18 protein-coding genes, 1 tRNA gene and 2 pseudogenes are annotated in these 16,006 nt (G+C 44.9%); 7 read left to right on the top strand and 14 right to left on the bottom strand.

What is annotated here, in order from left to right; all coding sequences use genetic code 11:
* Positions 1-152: 152 nt before the first annotated feature.
* Positions 153-344 (top strand): annotated as a pseudogene (locus H6F44_RS23980) (YrrC family ATP-dependent DNA helicase); the annotation flags it as partial.
* A gap of 2 nt (positions 345-346) precedes the next feature.
* Here the strand turns inward: H6F44_RS23980 and H6F44_RS23975 are convergent.
* Positions 347-601 (bottom strand): ParE family toxin-like protein, encoded by a 255-nt coding sequence (locus tag H6F44_RS23975; RefSeq protein ID WP_055076403.1) that lies wholly within the window; start codon positions 599-601, stop codon positions 347-349.
* Positions 601-798, bottom strand: coding sequence for a hypothetical protein (locus H6F44_RS08380; RefSeq protein WP_055076402.1), 198 nt, complete (start codon positions 796-798; stop codon positions 601-603). The genes H6F44_RS23975 and H6F44_RS08380 overlap by 1 nt, the downstream gene beginning before the upstream one ends.
* A gap of 130 nt (positions 799-928) precedes the next feature.
* Between H6F44_RS08380 and H6F44_RS23970 the strand changes: the two are divergent.
* Positions 929-1,108, top strand: a pseudogene (locus tag H6F44_RS23970) (YrrC family ATP-dependent DNA helicase); the annotation flags it as partial.
* Here the strand turns inward: H6F44_RS23970 and H6F44_RS23965 are convergent.
* From H6F44_RS23965 to H6F44_RS08360, 3 genes are read right to left on the bottom strand one after another with little or no spacing between them, the layout of a single operon-like run.
* On the bottom strand, positions 1,109-1,369 hold the full coding sequence (locus H6F44_RS23965) for a type II toxin-antitoxin system RelE family toxin (protein ID WP_190350495.1): 261 nt from the start codon (positions 1,367-1,369) through the stop codon (positions 1,109-1,111).
* Positions 1,370-1,597, bottom strand: coding sequence for a hypothetical protein (locus H6F44_RS08365; RefSeq protein WP_190350494.1), 228 nt, complete (start codon positions 1,595-1,597; stop codon positions 1,370-1,372).
* 16 nt (positions 1,598-1,613) lie between these two features.
* A complete protein-coding gene (locus H6F44_RS08360; RefSeq protein ID WP_190350493.1) occupies positions 1,614-1,847 on the bottom strand; it encodes a hypothetical protein in 234 nt (77 codons plus the stop codon).
* A 253-nt stretch (positions 1,848-2,100) separates the two neighbouring features.
* On the opposite strand from H6F44_RS08360, the gene H6F44_RS08355 reads away from it, so the two are divergent.
* The gene (locus H6F44_RS08355) at positions 2,101-3,372 is read left to right on the top strand and encodes a hypothetical protein (RefSeq protein WP_190350492.1); all 1,272 of its coding nucleotides are present in this window, start codon (positions 2,101-2,103) and stop codon (positions 3,370-3,372) included.
* Positions 3,373-3,433: 61 nt separating this feature from the next.
* Here H6F44_RS08355 and H6F44_RS08350 read toward each other — a convergent pair whose 3' ends face one another.
* Positions 3,434-4,189, bottom strand: a complete 756-nt coding sequence (locus H6F44_RS08350; RefSeq protein WP_190350491.1) for a TIGR01548 family HAD-type hydrolase — start codon at positions 4,187-4,189, stop codon at positions 3,434-3,436.
* A gap of 193 nt (positions 4,190-4,382) precedes the next feature.
* On the opposite strand from H6F44_RS08350, the gene H6F44_RS08345 reads away from it, so the two are divergent.
* Positions 4,383-4,682 carry a 30S ribosomal protein PSRP-3 gene (locus H6F44_RS08345; RefSeq protein WP_009627931.1) on the top strand — a complete coding sequence of 100 codons (300 nt, stop codon included), beginning with the start codon at positions 4,383-4,385 and terminating at the stop codon, positions 4,680-4,682.
* A 164-nt stretch (positions 4,683-4,846) separates the two neighbouring features.
* Here H6F44_RS08345 and psbC read toward each other — a convergent pair whose 3' ends face one another.
* The 3 genes from psbC to nagA all read right to left on the bottom strand — a co-directional run bounded on the left by psbC (position 4,847) and on the right by nagA (position 8,840).
* Positions 4,847-6,238, bottom strand: a complete 1,392-nt coding sequence (gene psbC, locus H6F44_RS08340; protein ID WP_190350490.1) for a photosystem II reaction center protein CP43 — start codon at positions 6,236-6,238, stop codon at positions 4,847-4,849.
* A gap of 204 nt (positions 6,239-6,442) precedes the next feature.
* On the bottom strand, positions 6,443-7,510 hold the full coding sequence (gene psbD, locus H6F44_RS08335; RefSeq protein WP_190350489.1) for a photosystem II D2 protein (photosystem q(a) protein): 1,068 nt from the start codon (positions 7,508-7,510) through the stop codon (positions 6,443-6,445).
* Between the two features lie 322 nt (positions 7,511-7,832).
* Positions 7,833-8,840, bottom strand: a complete 1,008-nt coding sequence (gene nagA / locus H6F44_RS08330; RefSeq protein WP_190350488.1) for an N-acetylglucosamine-6-phosphate deacetylase — start codon at positions 8,838-8,840, stop codon at positions 7,833-7,835.
* 214 nt (positions 8,841-9,054) lie between these two features.
* On the opposite strand from nagA, the gene H6F44_RS08325 reads away from it, so the two are divergent.
* Positions 9,055-9,128 (top strand) — tRNA-Met (locus tag H6F44_RS08325).
* Between the two features lie 84 nt (positions 9,129-9,212).
* On the opposite strand, the gene H6F44_RS08320 is transcribed toward H6F44_RS08325, so the two are convergent.
* The 3 genes from H6F44_RS08320 to trpE form a co-directional block, all read right to left on the bottom strand.
* Entirely contained in the window at positions 9,213-9,521 is a 309-nt protein-coding gene (locus H6F44_RS08320) for a hypothetical protein (protein WP_190350487.1), read from the bottom strand.
* Positions 9,522-9,526: 5 nt separating this feature from the next.
* Positions 9,527-10,942: a PP2C family protein-serine/threonine phosphatase gene (locus tag H6F44_RS08315; protein ID WP_190350486.1), complete on the bottom strand. Its 1,416-nt coding sequence runs from the start codon at positions 10,940-10,942 to the stop codon at positions 9,527-9,529.
* 144 nt (positions 10,943-11,086) lie between these two features.
* Positions 11,087-12,586: an anthranilate synthase component I gene (gene trpE / locus H6F44_RS08310; RefSeq protein ID WP_190350485.1), complete on the bottom strand. Its 1,500-nt coding sequence runs from the start codon at positions 12,584-12,586 to the stop codon at positions 11,087-11,089.
* 188 nt (positions 12,587-12,774) lie between these two features.
* Between trpE and ribBA the strand changes: the two genes are divergently transcribed.
* A complete protein-coding gene (gene ribBA, locus H6F44_RS08305) occupies positions 12,775-14,466 on the top strand; it encodes a bifunctional 3,4-dihydroxy-2-butanone-4-phosphate synthase/GTP cyclohydrolase II (RefSeq protein WP_190350484.1) in 1,692 nt (563 codons plus the stop codon).
* Here ribBA and H6F44_RS23530 read toward each other — a convergent pair.
* Both H6F44_RS23530 and H6F44_RS08300 read right to left on the bottom strand, forming a co-directional pair.
* Entirely contained in the window at positions 14,420-14,548 is a 129-nt protein-coding gene (locus H6F44_RS23530; RefSeq protein WP_277874116.1) for a hypothetical protein, read from the bottom strand. The two genes, ribBA and H6F44_RS23530, sit on opposite strands and share 47 nt — an antisense overlap.
* Before the next feature lie 77 nt (positions 14,549-14,625).
* Positions 14,626-14,715: a cytochrome b6-f complex subunit PetN gene (locus H6F44_RS08300; protein ID WP_190350483.1), complete on the bottom strand. Its 90-nt coding sequence runs from the start codon at positions 14,713-14,715 to the stop codon at positions 14,626-14,628.
* Between the two features lie 457 nt (positions 14,716-15,172).
* Between H6F44_RS08300 and H6F44_RS08295 the strand changes: the two genes are divergently transcribed.
* Positions 15,173-15,991 (top strand): DUF928 domain-containing protein, encoded by an 819-nt coding sequence (locus H6F44_RS08295; protein ID WP_190350482.1) that lies wholly within the window; start codon positions 15,173-15,175, stop codon positions 15,989-15,991.
* The last annotated feature ends 15 nt before the right edge of the window (positions 15,992-16,006 follow it).

The raw sequence follows: 16,006 nt of genomic DNA, 5'->3' as shown, positions 1-16,006 counted from the left end.
GCTTGATCGTCTAACAGTTCAGTTAGGGGAAACTTGATCATGTTTATGTCTGTTGTTGCGTCAAAACTTTTTTCCTATTTTACCATTTCACCTATTTACCCACATGAGCGAAATGGTAAAGCGATCGCTAAACTTATCCGTCCTTATGGCTTATGCCTGACAACACCGACTACCTCCAAGGCATCATCGAACGCCTCACCTTCCACTCCGAAGAGACAGGTTATACCGTAGCGCGGCTAAAAGTACCCAAGGCTCAAGACCTAATCACCGTAGTCGGTAACTTTGCCAATATCCAAGCAGGACAGACACTCGCCCTAGAAGGCACATGGCGATCGCCCAAATATTATCACTTCCCAATGAGACGTTCATACTCAGCGTGCGTACCAATCCAAAACCAAGAAATACCCTTCTCAACCTCAATTCCCACTGCCCGATATTCCTTACTAATTCTGACTGACCAATACTTCCCAACTCTCTTTAAGTGCAAAGATGGATGTGATGGATTGGTTTTTAGTAACTCATAACTTTGATCAGCAATCTCCTGAATAGTTTCAGGTAAAGCCTTGTAATATCCCCAAAATCGTCTGGTTGTGAAGTGCATTAGATTTGCTTGCAAAATCCATTTTCAAAATCCTCAATCGCTTCCTGTGCTAGAAAATCTAACTTCCCAGACTCAATATCACTCTCTAACTCCTCATCCCAACGTTGATAATCTAAATCCAATAGCCAATCAATAACTTTGCGAAATTCGCTAGGAGGAAGTTCTAATATAGCCGACTCAATTTGTTGAATAGTCATCGTTTTAGATTTCTATGTAAAATAATTGTTTGCGCTGGTTAACTTGAGCAATCGCCAATCAATTGTAGCACTACAACATTTTAGCTAATAATGGTAAAGCGATCGCTACATTTATCCGTCCTTATGGCTTATGCCTGACAACACCGACTATCTCCAAGGCATCATCGAACGCCTCACCTTTCACTCCGAAGAGACAGGCTATACCGTAGCGCGGCTAAAAGTACCCAAGGCTCAAGACCTAATCACCGTAGTCGGTAACTTTGCCAATCAAGCAGGACAGACTCTCGCTCTAGAAGGCACATGGCGATCGCTATTGATATACATCACGTCGATGACCAACCTTAACAACAGTCACAATCAACCGCCGATCCTGTATTTCATAGACAACACGATAATTACCCAAAATCCGAATTCTATATAAATTACTTTCTCCCTTTAACTTCTTGCAACCATCAGGACGAGGATTATCCGCAAGCAACTCAACTTCTGAAATAATAGCCTTGCGTGTAACCTCATCCAACTTGCGAACTTCTCGCAAAGCAGAAGGCTTAAACCCAACTTCGTATGACATCTAACTAATTCCTAATTCCCTTTTTACATCCATCAAAGGGATAAAGCCATCTTCCAGTAAAGCAATACTCGCATCGGCAAGATCTTCAGCATCTTCCACTTCCTCTAACCAATCACGTCTCAGCGTCAAAATCTTGAGAATATAATCAGAAAGAGATACGTTTAGCCTTGTAGCTTCCAAAGATAACTCTTGCTCTAATAGATTGGGTAAATCTAACTTAATGTTCATATACTCACGATCTAAATTAGTATGTTTTTACGATTTCAATATGATTGTACTCTAAATCACCATCTTTAAAATCAGCTTCAGTCGATTGTTGAGAACCTGAAAACATCCCAAACGACATAAACTGACTAGCGAGACTAACTGACTCAGGCTTAAAGAAAGTCACAAAAACTTGGCTCTCCGTAATGTCTTGAGGGATTTCTGCTAACTCGATCTTACCGTTCCGATATATTCCTTGGATTGTCTGTAACATAATCGTTTGCGCTGGTTAACTTGAGCGATCGCCAATCAATTTTAGCACCACAACATTTTAGCTAATATTCGCGATGATTTATGACATTGTGAGATTAGGGGCGATCGCATCTTTTATTAGATTCCCTTGTCCAACAAATCTAAAACACTACCAAGTTGACGATAGATTTAAGTCGTCTTTGAAATTCCCATTGCGTTAATCAAGGAGGTGGATGTCATAGAATTGGTATTAGCCGTTAAATCAGTAAAAGCCTATGACATCTCGTACCGCAGTGATGGAAGCCGTCGAAAAACTTAATTATCGTGTCACCATCGGTGATGTAGCGGCGCAATCTGGACTAGATCTCAATACCGCCCAGCGTGAAGTCTTAGCCCTTGCCTCAGAAACAGGGGGCAACCTCCAAGTTGCTGAGTCGGGGGAAATTGCCTATAAGTTTGCCCCAGACTTTCGGAATATTTTAATTAGCCGTTCTTTTAAACTTCAAGTCCAAGAATGGCTGAAAGGGGTTTGGAAATGGCTTTTTTGGGCGATCCGAGCCTCCTTTGGGATTTTATTGATTGTTTCGATTGTGATCGTGGTTTTAGGGATCATCGCCGCCACGATCGCATTGCAAAGTCAAAACCGCAACGACAACGATCGGGATGACCGTCGCAGCGATCGCGGTGGTGGTGGCTTTATCTGGCTAGGCGGATGGGGCAATCCCTTTGGCAACCCCTTCATCATGTTTGACCCCTACTACTACGAGCCCGAACAGATCCGCCAACGCGATCCCAATGAAATGGGCTTTTTAGAAAGTGTGTTCTCATTTTTGTTTGGTGACGGCAACCCCAATGCTGACCTCGAAGAACGGCGTTGGCGCGAAATTGCAGCGATGATCCGTAGCAATAATGGTGTGGTCATTGCCGAACAAATCGCTCCTTATCTGGATGAAACTAGCCGTCTAGAGGGAGATGAATATTTTGTCATCCCTGTTTTAGCCAAATTTAACGGCTTCCCCGAAGTCAGCGAAGCAGGCACGATCGCCTATAAATTTCCTGAACTACAAAAAGTCGCCTCGAAGCGCCTAGCTACCACCTCTGGCAATTATCTCCAAGAAAAGCTCTGGAAATTTAGCCAAGCCCCTGCTGGCAAAATTGCCCTAGCGATCGGCTTAGGTGTTTTTTATCTAGTCGCTGCGCTTTACTTAGGTAGTTTATTGGGCGATCCCCGATTGGCAAAATCTCTTGTGGGCTTCCTTGGTTTTATCAAAGCATCCTATGGCTTTTTGATTACCTATGCAGTGTTGTTTTTATCAACACCCCTAGTCCGTTACTTGGTTTTGCAATTTTTAAATCAAGGAATCAGCGATCGCAATGCCAAACGTGCCGCCCGTGCCGAACAACTAGCCGCCGCATCCCCCAACCTACGCCAAAAGTTAGCCTTTGCGCGTAAATTTGCCACCAAGCAAGAAGTAATTGATCAAAATAATCTGGCATACACCACCGAACAGGATCTCCTCGATCAAGAATCGAAAAAGTTACCTTAAAACCCGAAAAATCATAAGCGGCGCAATGCGCCGTTTGTAATTTTTTTGTGATTTTTATAGATTAGCCGTTTCTTGATTGGAAACTTGTCTCTAACTCCAAAACATTATTTAAAACGAGATCCGCACCATTAGCCCTTAATAAATCTGCATAACGATCACGATCCCTCACGTGGGGCGGAATTACCCCCACCGCAACATATTGATAATTCGGTTCATAATCACGCGCCTTAACCACCGTCAGCATATCCGCCACCGTATCCCCCACATACACCACCTGCTCGATCTCATCCTTGCCCATCGCCGCAATCTGCCGAACCGCCACCAAAAGTCCCGTTGGATCGGGCTTGCCTGGGGCATCCTCCATCGCCACCAGCACAGGATTAGCAATCTCCAACCTTCCCAACACATAACCAGCCGAAGCCCTAGTTGCACCACTAAAAAAACCCCAACCCACTCCCGATGCAGTCAAATTCACAAAATATTCTTTGTTAGCAATCAACGGCTCAGAGGCGATATAACCATCTGTCCAATCCGATCGCTTACCGCGATAGCGCCCCTGAAAGAATGCCACAATCTCCTCATAGCTAACTGTAAGCGATCGCCCCTTGAGATAGCGCAAAATCAACTCTTGCGAAGCCTCCCAATCATTATTCCAAGTCCCCTCCGCCTTGAGATCATCAATATCTTCTGAGCTAGGACGATAGCGATCGCCCGTCAGATGCAACACAAAATGCTCAACCGTATCCGCCAAAGCCCGCCGATAGGAACCCGACACATCACGAATTACCCCGTCAATATCAAAAATAAAAACATTCATCGCCCATTTTCTCCCACATGGAAATTCCTAAACATTAATACTTTAATCAATCTCGTCCCAGAAACATTTTTAAATGCGTCACTTTCAAAAATGTTTCTGGTTTTTAAGTCATCCTAGAGCGCCATATAACTGTGATATAATGAAAGATCGCTACTTTAATATGTAATTTAAATTTTGTCGGAGGTAGGTAGCATTGTCTCAATTTATACTAAAAATCTTATGGTTGGAGAATAATGTAGCTCTTGCCGTTGATCAGGTTGTTGGTAAAGGGTTTAGTCCTCTTACCAAGTATTTCTTTTGGCCTCGTGATGACGCATGGGATCAACTTAAATCAGAAATGGAAAGCAAGCCTTGGATTGCCGATCAAGATCGCATTGAAATTTTGAACAAAGCAACCGAAGTAATTAATTACTGGCAACAGGAGGGCAAAAATCGCCCGATGACTGAAGCTCAAGGCAAATTTCCCGATGTTATATTCACGGGCAGCAACTAAACAAAAATGGGACGCAATGCGTCCCATTTTTGTTTAACTGATTGATCACCCTAATAAAAAGAGCAATGGTGGTTTGTGCCAATGCTCTTTTTATTTTTAGGGGATTTTGCCGTGACTACAGATATGTAAACCTAAAACTGCATAGCAATTTTTAGAACTTAGAATTACTTATCTAGATCAGGCATAGATAGTACAGCTTCAGTCTTACGATCAATGCCCTTTTCAAAGCCAGCAACAGCCGCACGCGCACGACCAGCATGCCACAAGTGACCAACCAAGAACATGAAGGATAGGACAAAGTGAGAGGTAGACAGCCAAGAGCGAGGCGATACAAAGTTAACTGCGTTGATTTCGGTAATAACACCACCAACGGAGTTTAGAGATCCCAAAGGTGCATGGGTCATATACTCAGCAGCACGACGTACTTGCCAAGGCTGAACATCATTTTTTAGTTTGTCAATGTCCAATCCGCTAGGACCACGGAGAGGCTCTAACCAAGGTCCACGGAAATCCCAGAAACGCATGGTTTCACCACCAAAAATGATTTCGCCCGAAGGAGAACGCATTAGGTACTTACCTAGACCAGTTGGTCCTTGAGAGGTGGCAATATTTGCACCCAACTTTTGGTCACGTACAAGATAAGTGAACGCTTGAGACTGAGATGCTTCGGCAGCAGTAGGACCAAAGAACTCACTAGGGTAAACAGTATTGTTGTACCAGACAAAGCAAGTAGCGATGAAAGCCATGAAGCTCAATGCGCCGAGGCTGTAGGAAAGATATGCTTCACCAGACCAAACAAGGGCGCGTCTTGCCCAACCAAAAGGCTTGGTAAGAATATGCCAAATGCCGCCACCGATACAGATCAAGCCAATCCAGATATGTCCACCGACTACATCTTCAAGATTATCAACACCAACGATGTTGCCTTCACCACCAAAGGGCGAATTCAGTAAGTAACCGAAAATTACTACTGGATTGAGGGTTGGGTTAGTAATCACACGCACATCGCCGCCACCAGGAGCCCATGTGTCGTATAGCCCACCGAAGAACATCGCCTTGAATACTAGCAATAGAGCGCCAATACCCAACAGGATCAAGTGATAACCAATAATATTGGTCATTTGATTCTTGTCTTTCCAGTCGTATCCGAAGAAAGAGGAGTAATTTTCAAGAACTTCAGGACCACGGAGAGCGTGGTAGATACCACCAAACCCAAGCACTGCTGAAGAAATGAGGTGAAGTACGCCAACTACAAAGTAGGGGAAGATATCTACAACTTCACCACCAGCACCAACGCCCCAACCTTGGGTCGCCAAGTGAGGTAGCAAAATAAAGCCCTGTTCGTACATTGGCTTTTCAGGCACAAAGTGGGCAACTTCAAACAAAGTCATTGCGCCAGCCCAGAATACGATCAAACCAGCGTGAGCAACGTGAGCGCCCAGCAGTTTGCCAGAAAGGTTGATGAGACGTGCATTACCAGACCACCAAGCAAAGCCTGATGTATCCTGTGTACGTCCACCCACTCCCAAATTATTTAAGTTAATGGTCGTTGTCACGAGAAGGGATCTCCAGAAAACTGTTTATAGGTTTATAGTGCAAATAATTTTTTAGCTATCAGATACCAGTTTAGTAGCTGCTAACATCTAGAAGTTTGATGAAATCCATCATAATCTAAAAACTAGTCTATCCGTACTGATATCTAATAGCTAAATTTGGCAAATCTATTGTGACGGTTACGCCCCAAAAATTCTTGCGAGAAATTACAATGCGTTACCGCGAGGAAGTACTTCCTCAGGGAAGATGAATCTTTCGGCTGGTTGGTCTTGAGGAGCCATCCATGCACGAATACCTTCATTTAAGAGCAAGTTCTTGGTGTAGAAGGTTTCAAATTCAGGATCTTCTGCGGCACGGACTTCTTGAGATACGAAGTCATAGGCACGCAAGTTCAATGCTAAACCAACGATACCAACGCTGCTGAACCATAGTCCAGTTACGGGTACAAATAGCATGAAGAAGTGCAACCAACGCTTGTTGGAGAAAGCAATACCGAAGATTTGGCTCCAGAAACGGTTTGCTGTAACCATAGAGTAGGTTTCTTCAGCTTGGGTGGGGTTGAATGCTTTGAAGGTGTTGGAGCTACCATTCTCGCCATCTTCAAACAAGGTGTTTTCAACGGTTGCTCCGTGAATTGCACAGAGCAGTGCGCCACCGAGGATACCTGCTACGCCCATCATGTGGAAGGGGTTCAGAGTCCAGTTGTGGAAACCTTGCAAGAACAAGATGAAACGGAAGATACCAGCTACGCCAAAGGTAGGTCCGAAGAACCAACCAGATTGACCCAAGGGGTACATCAAAAATACTGATACGAATACGGCGATAGGACCAGAGAAAGCGATCGCATTGTAAGGACGGATACCGACTAGACGAGCGATTTCAAATTGACGTAGCATGAAGCCGATCAAAGCGAAAGCGCCATGTAGAGCGAGGAATGTCCACAATCCGCCGATTTGACACCAGCGTGTAAAGTCGCCCTGTGCTTCAGGTCCCCAAAGCAAGAGCAAGGAATGACCAACGCTCAATGCAGGGGAGGATACGGCTACGGTCAAGATGTTGCAGCCTTCAAGGAAGCTAGATGCTAGACCATGGGTGTACCAAGAAGATACGAAAGTGATGCCTGTGAACCAGCCACCAATTGATAGAAATGCTGTGGGGAATAGTAGTAAGCCGCTCCAGCCAATGAATACAAATCTGTCGCGCTTTAGCCAGTCGTCAAGGATGTCGAACCATCCTCTTTCGACTTGCTGCGACCTGCCCATTGCAATGGTCATGTTCTTAAATCCTGATTTAACTAGGTGTATTTATATGGATTTGAAAATAGCTTAACACATCTTTACGTTTGGGTTGTTATAAAATCCTTAAAAGCTAGAGTCTTTACATAGCAAAGGTTTCAACCTAAACCAGTGGATTGCTAGTAAGTATTTATACTTCCTAAAAACATTAAAAAATTATTAAGCAATGTTGGATCTAAGCCCTATGGCATAGATATCTTTAAATTTAAATATAGCTAATAATATATAGCAATCCTAATTCATTTGTGAGGTGCTATACATTAGCAACGCAACGATTACTAATTTGTATATGTTGCTATATCTACTTGCTATGTTCTGGGGGCAAATTTTTCCAAACAATATCCCCTGTCATAGCTTGATACCATGCTAAGCGGTGTGATGTTGATGGCATATTCATTGCCATACGGGGAGCAACGATCGCCAAATTAATCGCCTGCTCAGCCGAACAGATTTGCCATTGGTATAGATTATTTACCATATCTAGTAGCGGTACTGTTGTGCCTGAGAGTGTGCCATCGGGGAGGCGGGCTGTGCCATTTTTGATAGTGATGGAGCGATCGTCCCAAGGGTAATTACCATCGGCTAAGCCTAGCGGCGCAAGGGCATCGCTAACTAGGAAGATTTTGTTGGTCATTCTGTAGAGCAATTTGACCATTTGTGCCGATACATGAACCCCATCGGCGATTAAACCACACCAGACCTGATCGCTTAAAATTGCTGCTCCCAATAGACCAACATCGCGATGGTGCAGACTAGGCATCGCGTTAAAGGCATGGGTGATCATGGTTATGCCTTGGGCGATCGCCGTTTGCATTTGGGCAGCAGTCGCGGTGGAATGGGCAGCACTGACAATAATTTGGTGATCGCGTAGATATTTGATGGTTGTACCAGAGGGATCGAGCTCGGGAGCAAGGGTGACTATTTTAATAATGTCGATATAGCCATCTAAAGTTTGTTGCAATCGTTCAAGGTCGAGGGGCAGTAGATGCGGTAAAGGATGAGCGCCACGCTTGTCAGGATGTAAAAAAGGACCCTCAAGATGTATGCCTAAGATTTGGGCTTCACGGGGTTGTGGGTTTTGTTTTTGTTGGGCGATCGCCTGTGCCAAATAAAAGAGCGATCGCCGCAGTTGCTCCATAGGTGCTGTGACTAGGGTGGGCATAAACCCATCTAGTCCTTGTTGATATAGAAAACGGCAAATTTCAGGCAGTTTCTCGGCGTGATCGCCTTGTAAGTTATTAAAGGCAACACCCAGCGCTCCGTTGATTTGTAAATCGATCGCCCCTTGTGAGGTACAAATAAATTGCATAAAGCTATCTTGACTTTTGACTAAGACAATACAATGTTCTGCTCTCAAACCCAACTCAAATAAATTCTTTAAAACTGTGACAGAGCAACAATTTCAAACATTCCCCTAGACTGTAGCCCAGTGCTTGACGTGACAATCGCGCTACGTTCAAACAAAAATTTGATCAAAATGCTTGCAATTAAATTAAAGTATGTTATATTAATTTAGTGAACAACGCGGGGTAGAGCAGCCTGGTAGCTCGTCGGGCTCATAACCCGAAGGTCGATGGTTCAAATCCGTCCTCCGCCATTCCATCGAATCAAACAAAATCAAGTCAAATAAAAAGCGCCTCTGCAAATGGGGCGCTTTTTATTTTAGCAGGAGTTTTTTGTGTTAGCGATTAGTTATGCTTCTAAACATATAGCCAACAACCAATCCGATTGCCATAGCTGTCAATTGTCCAGATTTTACAAAATTGTTCCATCCTTTACCAATGTCACCCATAACATCTTGGTTAAACTCCTTTGTCTGCTGAGCTAGTAAATCCATATGCAGGGTTAGATGCAAATTGTTGTACCAAGTTGTTTGCATATCCACCATTTGCGAATTTAAGGTGCTAATTACCAATGGATCGGGCAGGGATAGGTAAGATGAGCCAAGTAAATGAGTACTTGTCAGTAAATGATGTGCAGTATCTAGCATAGTTTTTAGATTCTTTTACTTTGTGATGATTTAGAGCTGAGATTGAAAGGATCGCTTATTAACAAAACTACAAGAGTCATGTCATCAGTATGAGTATGCCCTTCTCCGATGAAGTTTTGTACTTCTTGGAAAATGTAGTCAAGAATCATCTGAGGGCGCGTCACATCTTCGGATAAGGGGAAGCAATGATTGCAAGCCCAATCTAAGGCTTTGCGGAGATTTTCTTCGTCAAAGCGATCGCCTTCAGGACTTGCCGCTTCGGTAAAGCCATCGGTGTAATAGATCACCACATCGCCAGTGTTGAGCTTGGTACTACGCTCTTCATATTTAGAGCCAGCCTCTAGACCAATTAATGCTCCCATCGTATCGAGGGCATGGACGGTGCGGGTTTGCGATCGCCAATGCAGAGCGGGTGTATGGGCGGCATTGCTAAAGGTCAGTAGCTGCGTTGCAGGATCATACTCAGAATAAAACATGGTCACAAAGCGATGGGATTTTTCGAGGTCCTCATACATCACTTCATTGAGATGCTCCAAAATCTGGCTGGGTGAATGGTTGTTTAAGACTTCAGCGCGTAACATTCCCCTAGTCATGGTCATAATTAGCCCTGCGGGAACACCCTTGCCCATGACATCGCCAACGACAACACTCCAGCGATCGCCCTTCTGCACAGGGATAAAATCATAATAATCGCCACCAACTCGACTGGCAGTGGAGCATCGGGCAGCAATTTCGATACCTTGGATTTTTGGGCAGGTGCGTGGTAATAACTGCCTCTGAATTTCCGCGCCGATCTCCATCTCGCGATCTTGGCGCTCTTTTTTAATTAACTCCGTCGTCAGTTCATGATTTTCTAGTCCCACAGAGGTTTGATCAGCAACTAAGCGCATCAATGTGCGTTTATTGTCTGTCCATACATAATCGGGCTTGCGGCTGAATATATAGAGCCTGCCCCGCACTGCATTTTTGACTAATACCGATGTACCAAATAAATGCACATCTGCGCCGAGGTAGCGGCTTACCATCTCATCTAGCGCCGTTGGACTGCCTGTTAAAACCTGTTGAATTGCGCGTTCGATCGCTGTCCTGACCTGCTGTGCCTTCATACCGCCCTGATTGCGCTCTGGGCAATGCAACGACTCTAAGCGGATCTGACCACTTGCCTTAAATAAAATTAGCGCTCCCCCATCGGAATCAGTCACACGGCTAGCGATGAGGGGAATTAATTCTAAAAACTGATTAAGATTGCTAAAGCTACGGAGAGCGTAACCCAAAAAGCTAAGCAGCTCATGGATTTTATTTTGATCTTGACTCATCCGTCTGAGCAGATCCTTGAGATCCTTCATCACCATGACCGATGTATTGTCAACATCTAGCTGCGGCGGTAGGGATCTGTTTCTAGGTGGCAATGATAGCGACATACCAATGCTGCAACTCTAGGTAGTTTAGTAAAAAGCTAATTTAGTCCAATAGTGTAGCCTTAGTTGGACAAAAAATAAAAAAGAATTTTAGCAATCAAAAAAAGAGTCGCAGCGCGACTCTTTTTTTGAAGACAGCGCATAGGGCTAACCTAAGCAGCGCAATGATTCCAACATCCCTTTAGCTTTATTGAGGGTTTCTTGATACTCTTTTTCAGGATCGGAGTCTGCCACTATGCCCGCGCCAGCCTGTACGCTGGCTTTACCATCCTTCATTACCATGGTGCGAATGGTGATCGCTGTATTTAGTTGTCCTTCAAAATCGTAGTAGCCATAGGCTCCTGCATAAGTGCCGCGCCGATCGCCTTCAAGATCGTGAATAATTTCCATTGCCCGAATTTTGGGCGCACCGCTTACCGTACCTGCGGGGAAACAGGCTTGCAGCAGATCCCATGCGGATTTGTCAGAACGCATTTCACCAATGACATTGCTGACGATGTGCATCACATGGGAATAAAGCTCAATGGACATTAGCTCATCAACTTTCACCGTGCCGCTTTTGCAGACCCGTCCCAAGTCATTGCGCCCCAGATCCACCAGCATGATATGCTCGGCGACCTCTTTGGGATCGGCCAGTAGATCCTTGGCAAGGGCGGCATCTTCGGCGGCGGTTGCGCCCCTTGGTCTTGTGCCAGCGATCGGGCGGAGGACAGTGCGGCTGACTCCATCGATGACTTCAGCTTTAACCATGATTTCGGGACTGGAGCCAATGAGCTGCCAATCCTGAAAGTTGAAAAATGCCATATAGGGCGAAGGGTTGACCACGCGCAACGAGCGGTAGAGGCTAAAGGGTTCGCCTTTAAACTCGGTGGTTAATCGCTGGGACAGCACCACCTGAAAAATATCACCCGCCTTGATATGCGCCTTGCCCTTTTCCACGGATTCGCAGAATTTTTCGCGGGAGATGTTGCTGCTATAGCTAACTGGGGGCTGAAGTTTGGGGTTTGTCCAAGCGATCGCTGTTTTTTGACGGTCAAGGGGCGATCGTAGTTTATCCACCAACACATTCAGGCGATCGCAGGCAGATTGATAAGCAACATCAATGGCTGTACCTTGGCTGAGATCGGCATAGGCGATCGCCCAAATCTTCCGTTTGACCTGATCGAATACCAAAAGGCTATCCACCTGCATCCATACGCCATCGGGGACATCGCCCTCTTGACAAGGATAAATCGGCACTCTTGGCTCAATCCAATTAATTAGTTCATAGCCCCAATAGCCAAATAAACCGCCTAAGCTGGGGGGTAACTGGGGCAGATGTACGGGATGAATCGGGGCAAGGCAATCGCGCAAATGTTGAAAGGGGTTGCCTGTGAATGTCTTAGTACTGCCATCACGAAAGGTCTGTGTGGTGCGATCGCCCCTTGCCTCTAATACCCAGAGCGGATCGCATCCCAAGAGGCTGTAGCGTCCAATTCTTTCGCCGCCTTCGACTGATTCTAATAAAAAACTGTAGGGTTGCCCTTGACAAACACGATACCAAGCGGATACGGGAGTATCAAGATCGGCAACTAACTCCATATATATAGGTATAAAGTTGCCCTCTGTCGCAAGCTTGGTAAAGTCGGCATAGTCAGGGAAAATCATGGCATCGGCGTTATTTCAGTAGAAAAATAGTATATCAACTACGGTGTTTTGTTGTACTAGCCCTTTGTGGGAATATGTGAAGTTTTTTGCAAATAATTCAGAATTGCCATAGCTACTTAGGGCAAAGTGCTGTAATCCTAAGGGCGAAAGCTATAATTAGTAAATAGTTTCTCTCATGTCATTAAGCCTTGACCAAGTTTCAGTTTGACTCTATTCCCGATGCCCTAAATGACCTCAAATCTGGTCGTTTAATTGTTGTTGTTGATGACGAAAATCGCGAAAACGAAGGCGATCTCATCGGCGCGGCTCAATTTGCTACCCCCGAAATGATCAACTTTATGGCAGTGAAGGCAAGGGGACTGATTTGCCTAGCGATGACGGGCGATCGCCTTGATGATCTTGACTTGCCCTTGATGGTTGATCGCAATACCGACAGTCAGCAGACCGCTTTTACAGTCAGCATAGATGCTGTTGAAGGCACAAGCACAGGCATATCGGCGGAAGATCGATCACGTACTATTCAAGCGGCAATTAACCCTCTGACAAAACCCAACGATCTGCGCCGCCCAGGACATATTTTCCCACTTCGGGCTAAGGATGGGGGCGTGCTTAAACGGGCGGGACATACTGAGGCGGCTGTGGATCTAGCGCAAATGTCGGGGCTGTACCCTGCGGGCGTAATTTGCGAAATTCAAAATGATGACGGCTCGATGGCGCGGCTGCCTGAATTAGTTGAATATGCCAAATTGCATAACCTTAAATTAATTAGTATTGCCGACCTAATTAGCTATCGCCTAAGTCATGATCGCTTTGTGAAACGAGAGGCGATCGCCAATTTACCTTCTCTATTCGGGGAGTTCAAAGTCTACGCCTACCGCAATACCCTTGATGGTACTGAGCATTTAGCGATCGTTAAAGGTGATCTTCAAGAATTCACCGACAATGAAGTACTAGTGCGCGTTCATTCAGAATGTCTCACTGGTGATGCCCTTGGCTCTTTGCGCTGTGACTGTCGCGGACAATTGCAAAGCGCTCTGAAAATGATCGAGTTTGCCAATTGGGGTGTAGTGATTTATTTGCGACAAGAAGGGCGTGGCATTGGTTTAGTTAATAAAATCAAAGCCTATTGTCTCCAAGATCAGGGCTTGGATACGGTTGAGGCGAACGAAAAACTAGGCTTTGGCGCGGATCTGCGTACCTATGGGGTGGGGGCGCAAATTCTCCATGATTTAGGGATTAAAAAAATGCGCTTAATTACCAATAATCCGCGCAAGTTAGCAGGTTTGAAAGGTTTTGATATTGAGATTGTAGGACGCTTGCCTTTATTGATCGAAACCAATGAGCATAATCTACGCTATTTGGAAACCAAAGCCGAAAAATTAGGACATTTGCTATTACAAACTAAACTGATTACCCTAGGGGTTTTTTGGCAAGAGCCTTGTAGTCCTGAGGTGGTCGATCAACTTAGAGCGATCGCTTCTGCCAATGATCTCTTGCTTCAAGAGGAATCGACAACCAACCTCAACAATTTATTCACGCCGCAACTGCCAGAACTACTGCCCCATCTTACGGTTGTACATCTGGGGTTTGATCGCTCCAATGAGAGCTCACAAGACTGGTATGCTCAGCCCAATCATCCCTATCGCCAAGCGATTGTGCGCTTATTCAAGGAGCTAAAGCAATGGCAAGCGGTGAAAAATTTTAAATTTTTTGTAGCCACGGCAGAGGCTCTCTCACCCGCATTGATCGCGGCTGCGGGTGATGGAAATAACACCATTAATCTGGGGCTAGCTTGGCATCAACCTTGGCTAAGAGATCGCCTGTATGAATGGTTTAACTTTTTCCTCGCCGCCGACGATCTTGCCATTCCAAGTAAGTGAGATAGCCGATGCCGCTAGTGGCGATCGCCATGAGGACGATGGCTAACCAGAAAAAAGTATTAAAAATAATTGCTTCTGACATGATTTTTGTGATGGTTGCGGTCTAACACCAAAACCAGCGACAGCATTGCTATGTCTGGTTTTGGTGTTAGCTTGAGCTTATAAACCGTTGCGTCCCCATACGACAAAAGCGATCGACAGGGTAAACATTCCCAACAAGCCAAACCAACCGAGTGAAAGGATATCCATAGTTTTTAATTGATTGCGATTTAGAGATTTATACATTTATGCAAAATTATATCGCTCTATATCAAGGTTAAGATCCCCGACTTTTGAGGTGAATTTGCAAATTACAGCCCTTTGCGCTGATTACAAGCCTAGAAGTATTTTTGAAAGCATTGCTTCGCGACACTTTCAAAAATACTTCTGTACTCCTTACCTCTGATCACTCATAGCAATTTCGGTAATTAGCGAATATCAATTAAGGGTTATGTCTAAGTGTTATGTCGGTAGAAACTTTTTCTAAAGTACAGCATTCTTATGATAGAGAATCAATAATACATATGCCGAGACAGTCAACTAAGTCAGTAAATTCTCTCAATATTCAAATAGTCGGGGATCTCAGCCCCTGTATCTTCATATAGTTCAAGGAGCTATTGTTGGGGTTTTCTAGTGTTTTCTAGTTTTTTTGTTTTTTCTAGATCCTATGTTTTCAACTAAATTTACTGGAGGCGATCGCCCTATGGTTTCTCAAAAAAGATTTATGCAGCTTACGATTAGCGCCCTCATTGCTTTACCGCTAATCACCGCACAATCTGCCCTAGCCCAAGGGCGCAGGGTCAGATATATCCCACCGAGCAATTTGGATGCCCCAAAAGTATCAGTACCAGGAGCGACCCGCAGTGCTTGTGATGCGCCTGGTAGTTGCTTAATTGCGCTCTTGCCAAACCTAAAGGTGCAAGATGCCCCACTGCCTCAGTCCTTGGCAGAGCGTCCCACAATATACTTCCTAGTACCGAAGACTAGTGGCTTTGCCTATTTTAGCCTTGACGAAGACAATGGCACTGCTATTCAGCGCAAACGCATTTATAAAACTAAATTTAAAATTAGCAATGATGCAGGCTTGATTGCTTTTAGGTTGCCTGACGATGCTCCCAAACTAGAACTCAATAAAAAATATTCATGGCAATTTAGTGTGCCAATTGGTTATGGCAGTCAGTCTGTGTATGGATCATTTCAGAGGGTCGCGCTAGACAGCAAGGTGACAGCTAAGTTAGCCACTATGTCTCATCCGCTAGATCGAGCAGCACTCTTGGCATCATCAGGCATTTGGTTTGAGGCTGTGCAAACCTTGGCAGAGGCACAGGTGGCTTTACCGCAAAATGCTGAGGTTTTGAGTGAGTGGCAAGAACTCTTAAAAGCCGCTAGTCTTGATCGGGTACTACCCTTTACCTTTGTTTCACAAATTAGAGAAACTCCCCCACAGAACTCGCCTCTTCCCACCAATAAACTAGACACATATTAGAACCCACAAGACTTA

It is taken from the genome of Pseudanabaena cinerea FACHB-1277, assembly GCF_014696345.1.
Taxonomy (GTDB): domain Bacteria; phylum Cyanobacteriota; class Cyanobacteriia; order Pseudanabaenales; family Pseudanabaenaceae; genus Pseudanabaena; species Pseudanabaena cinerea.
This window is presented reverse-complemented; position numbering and strand designations above follow the sequence as displayed.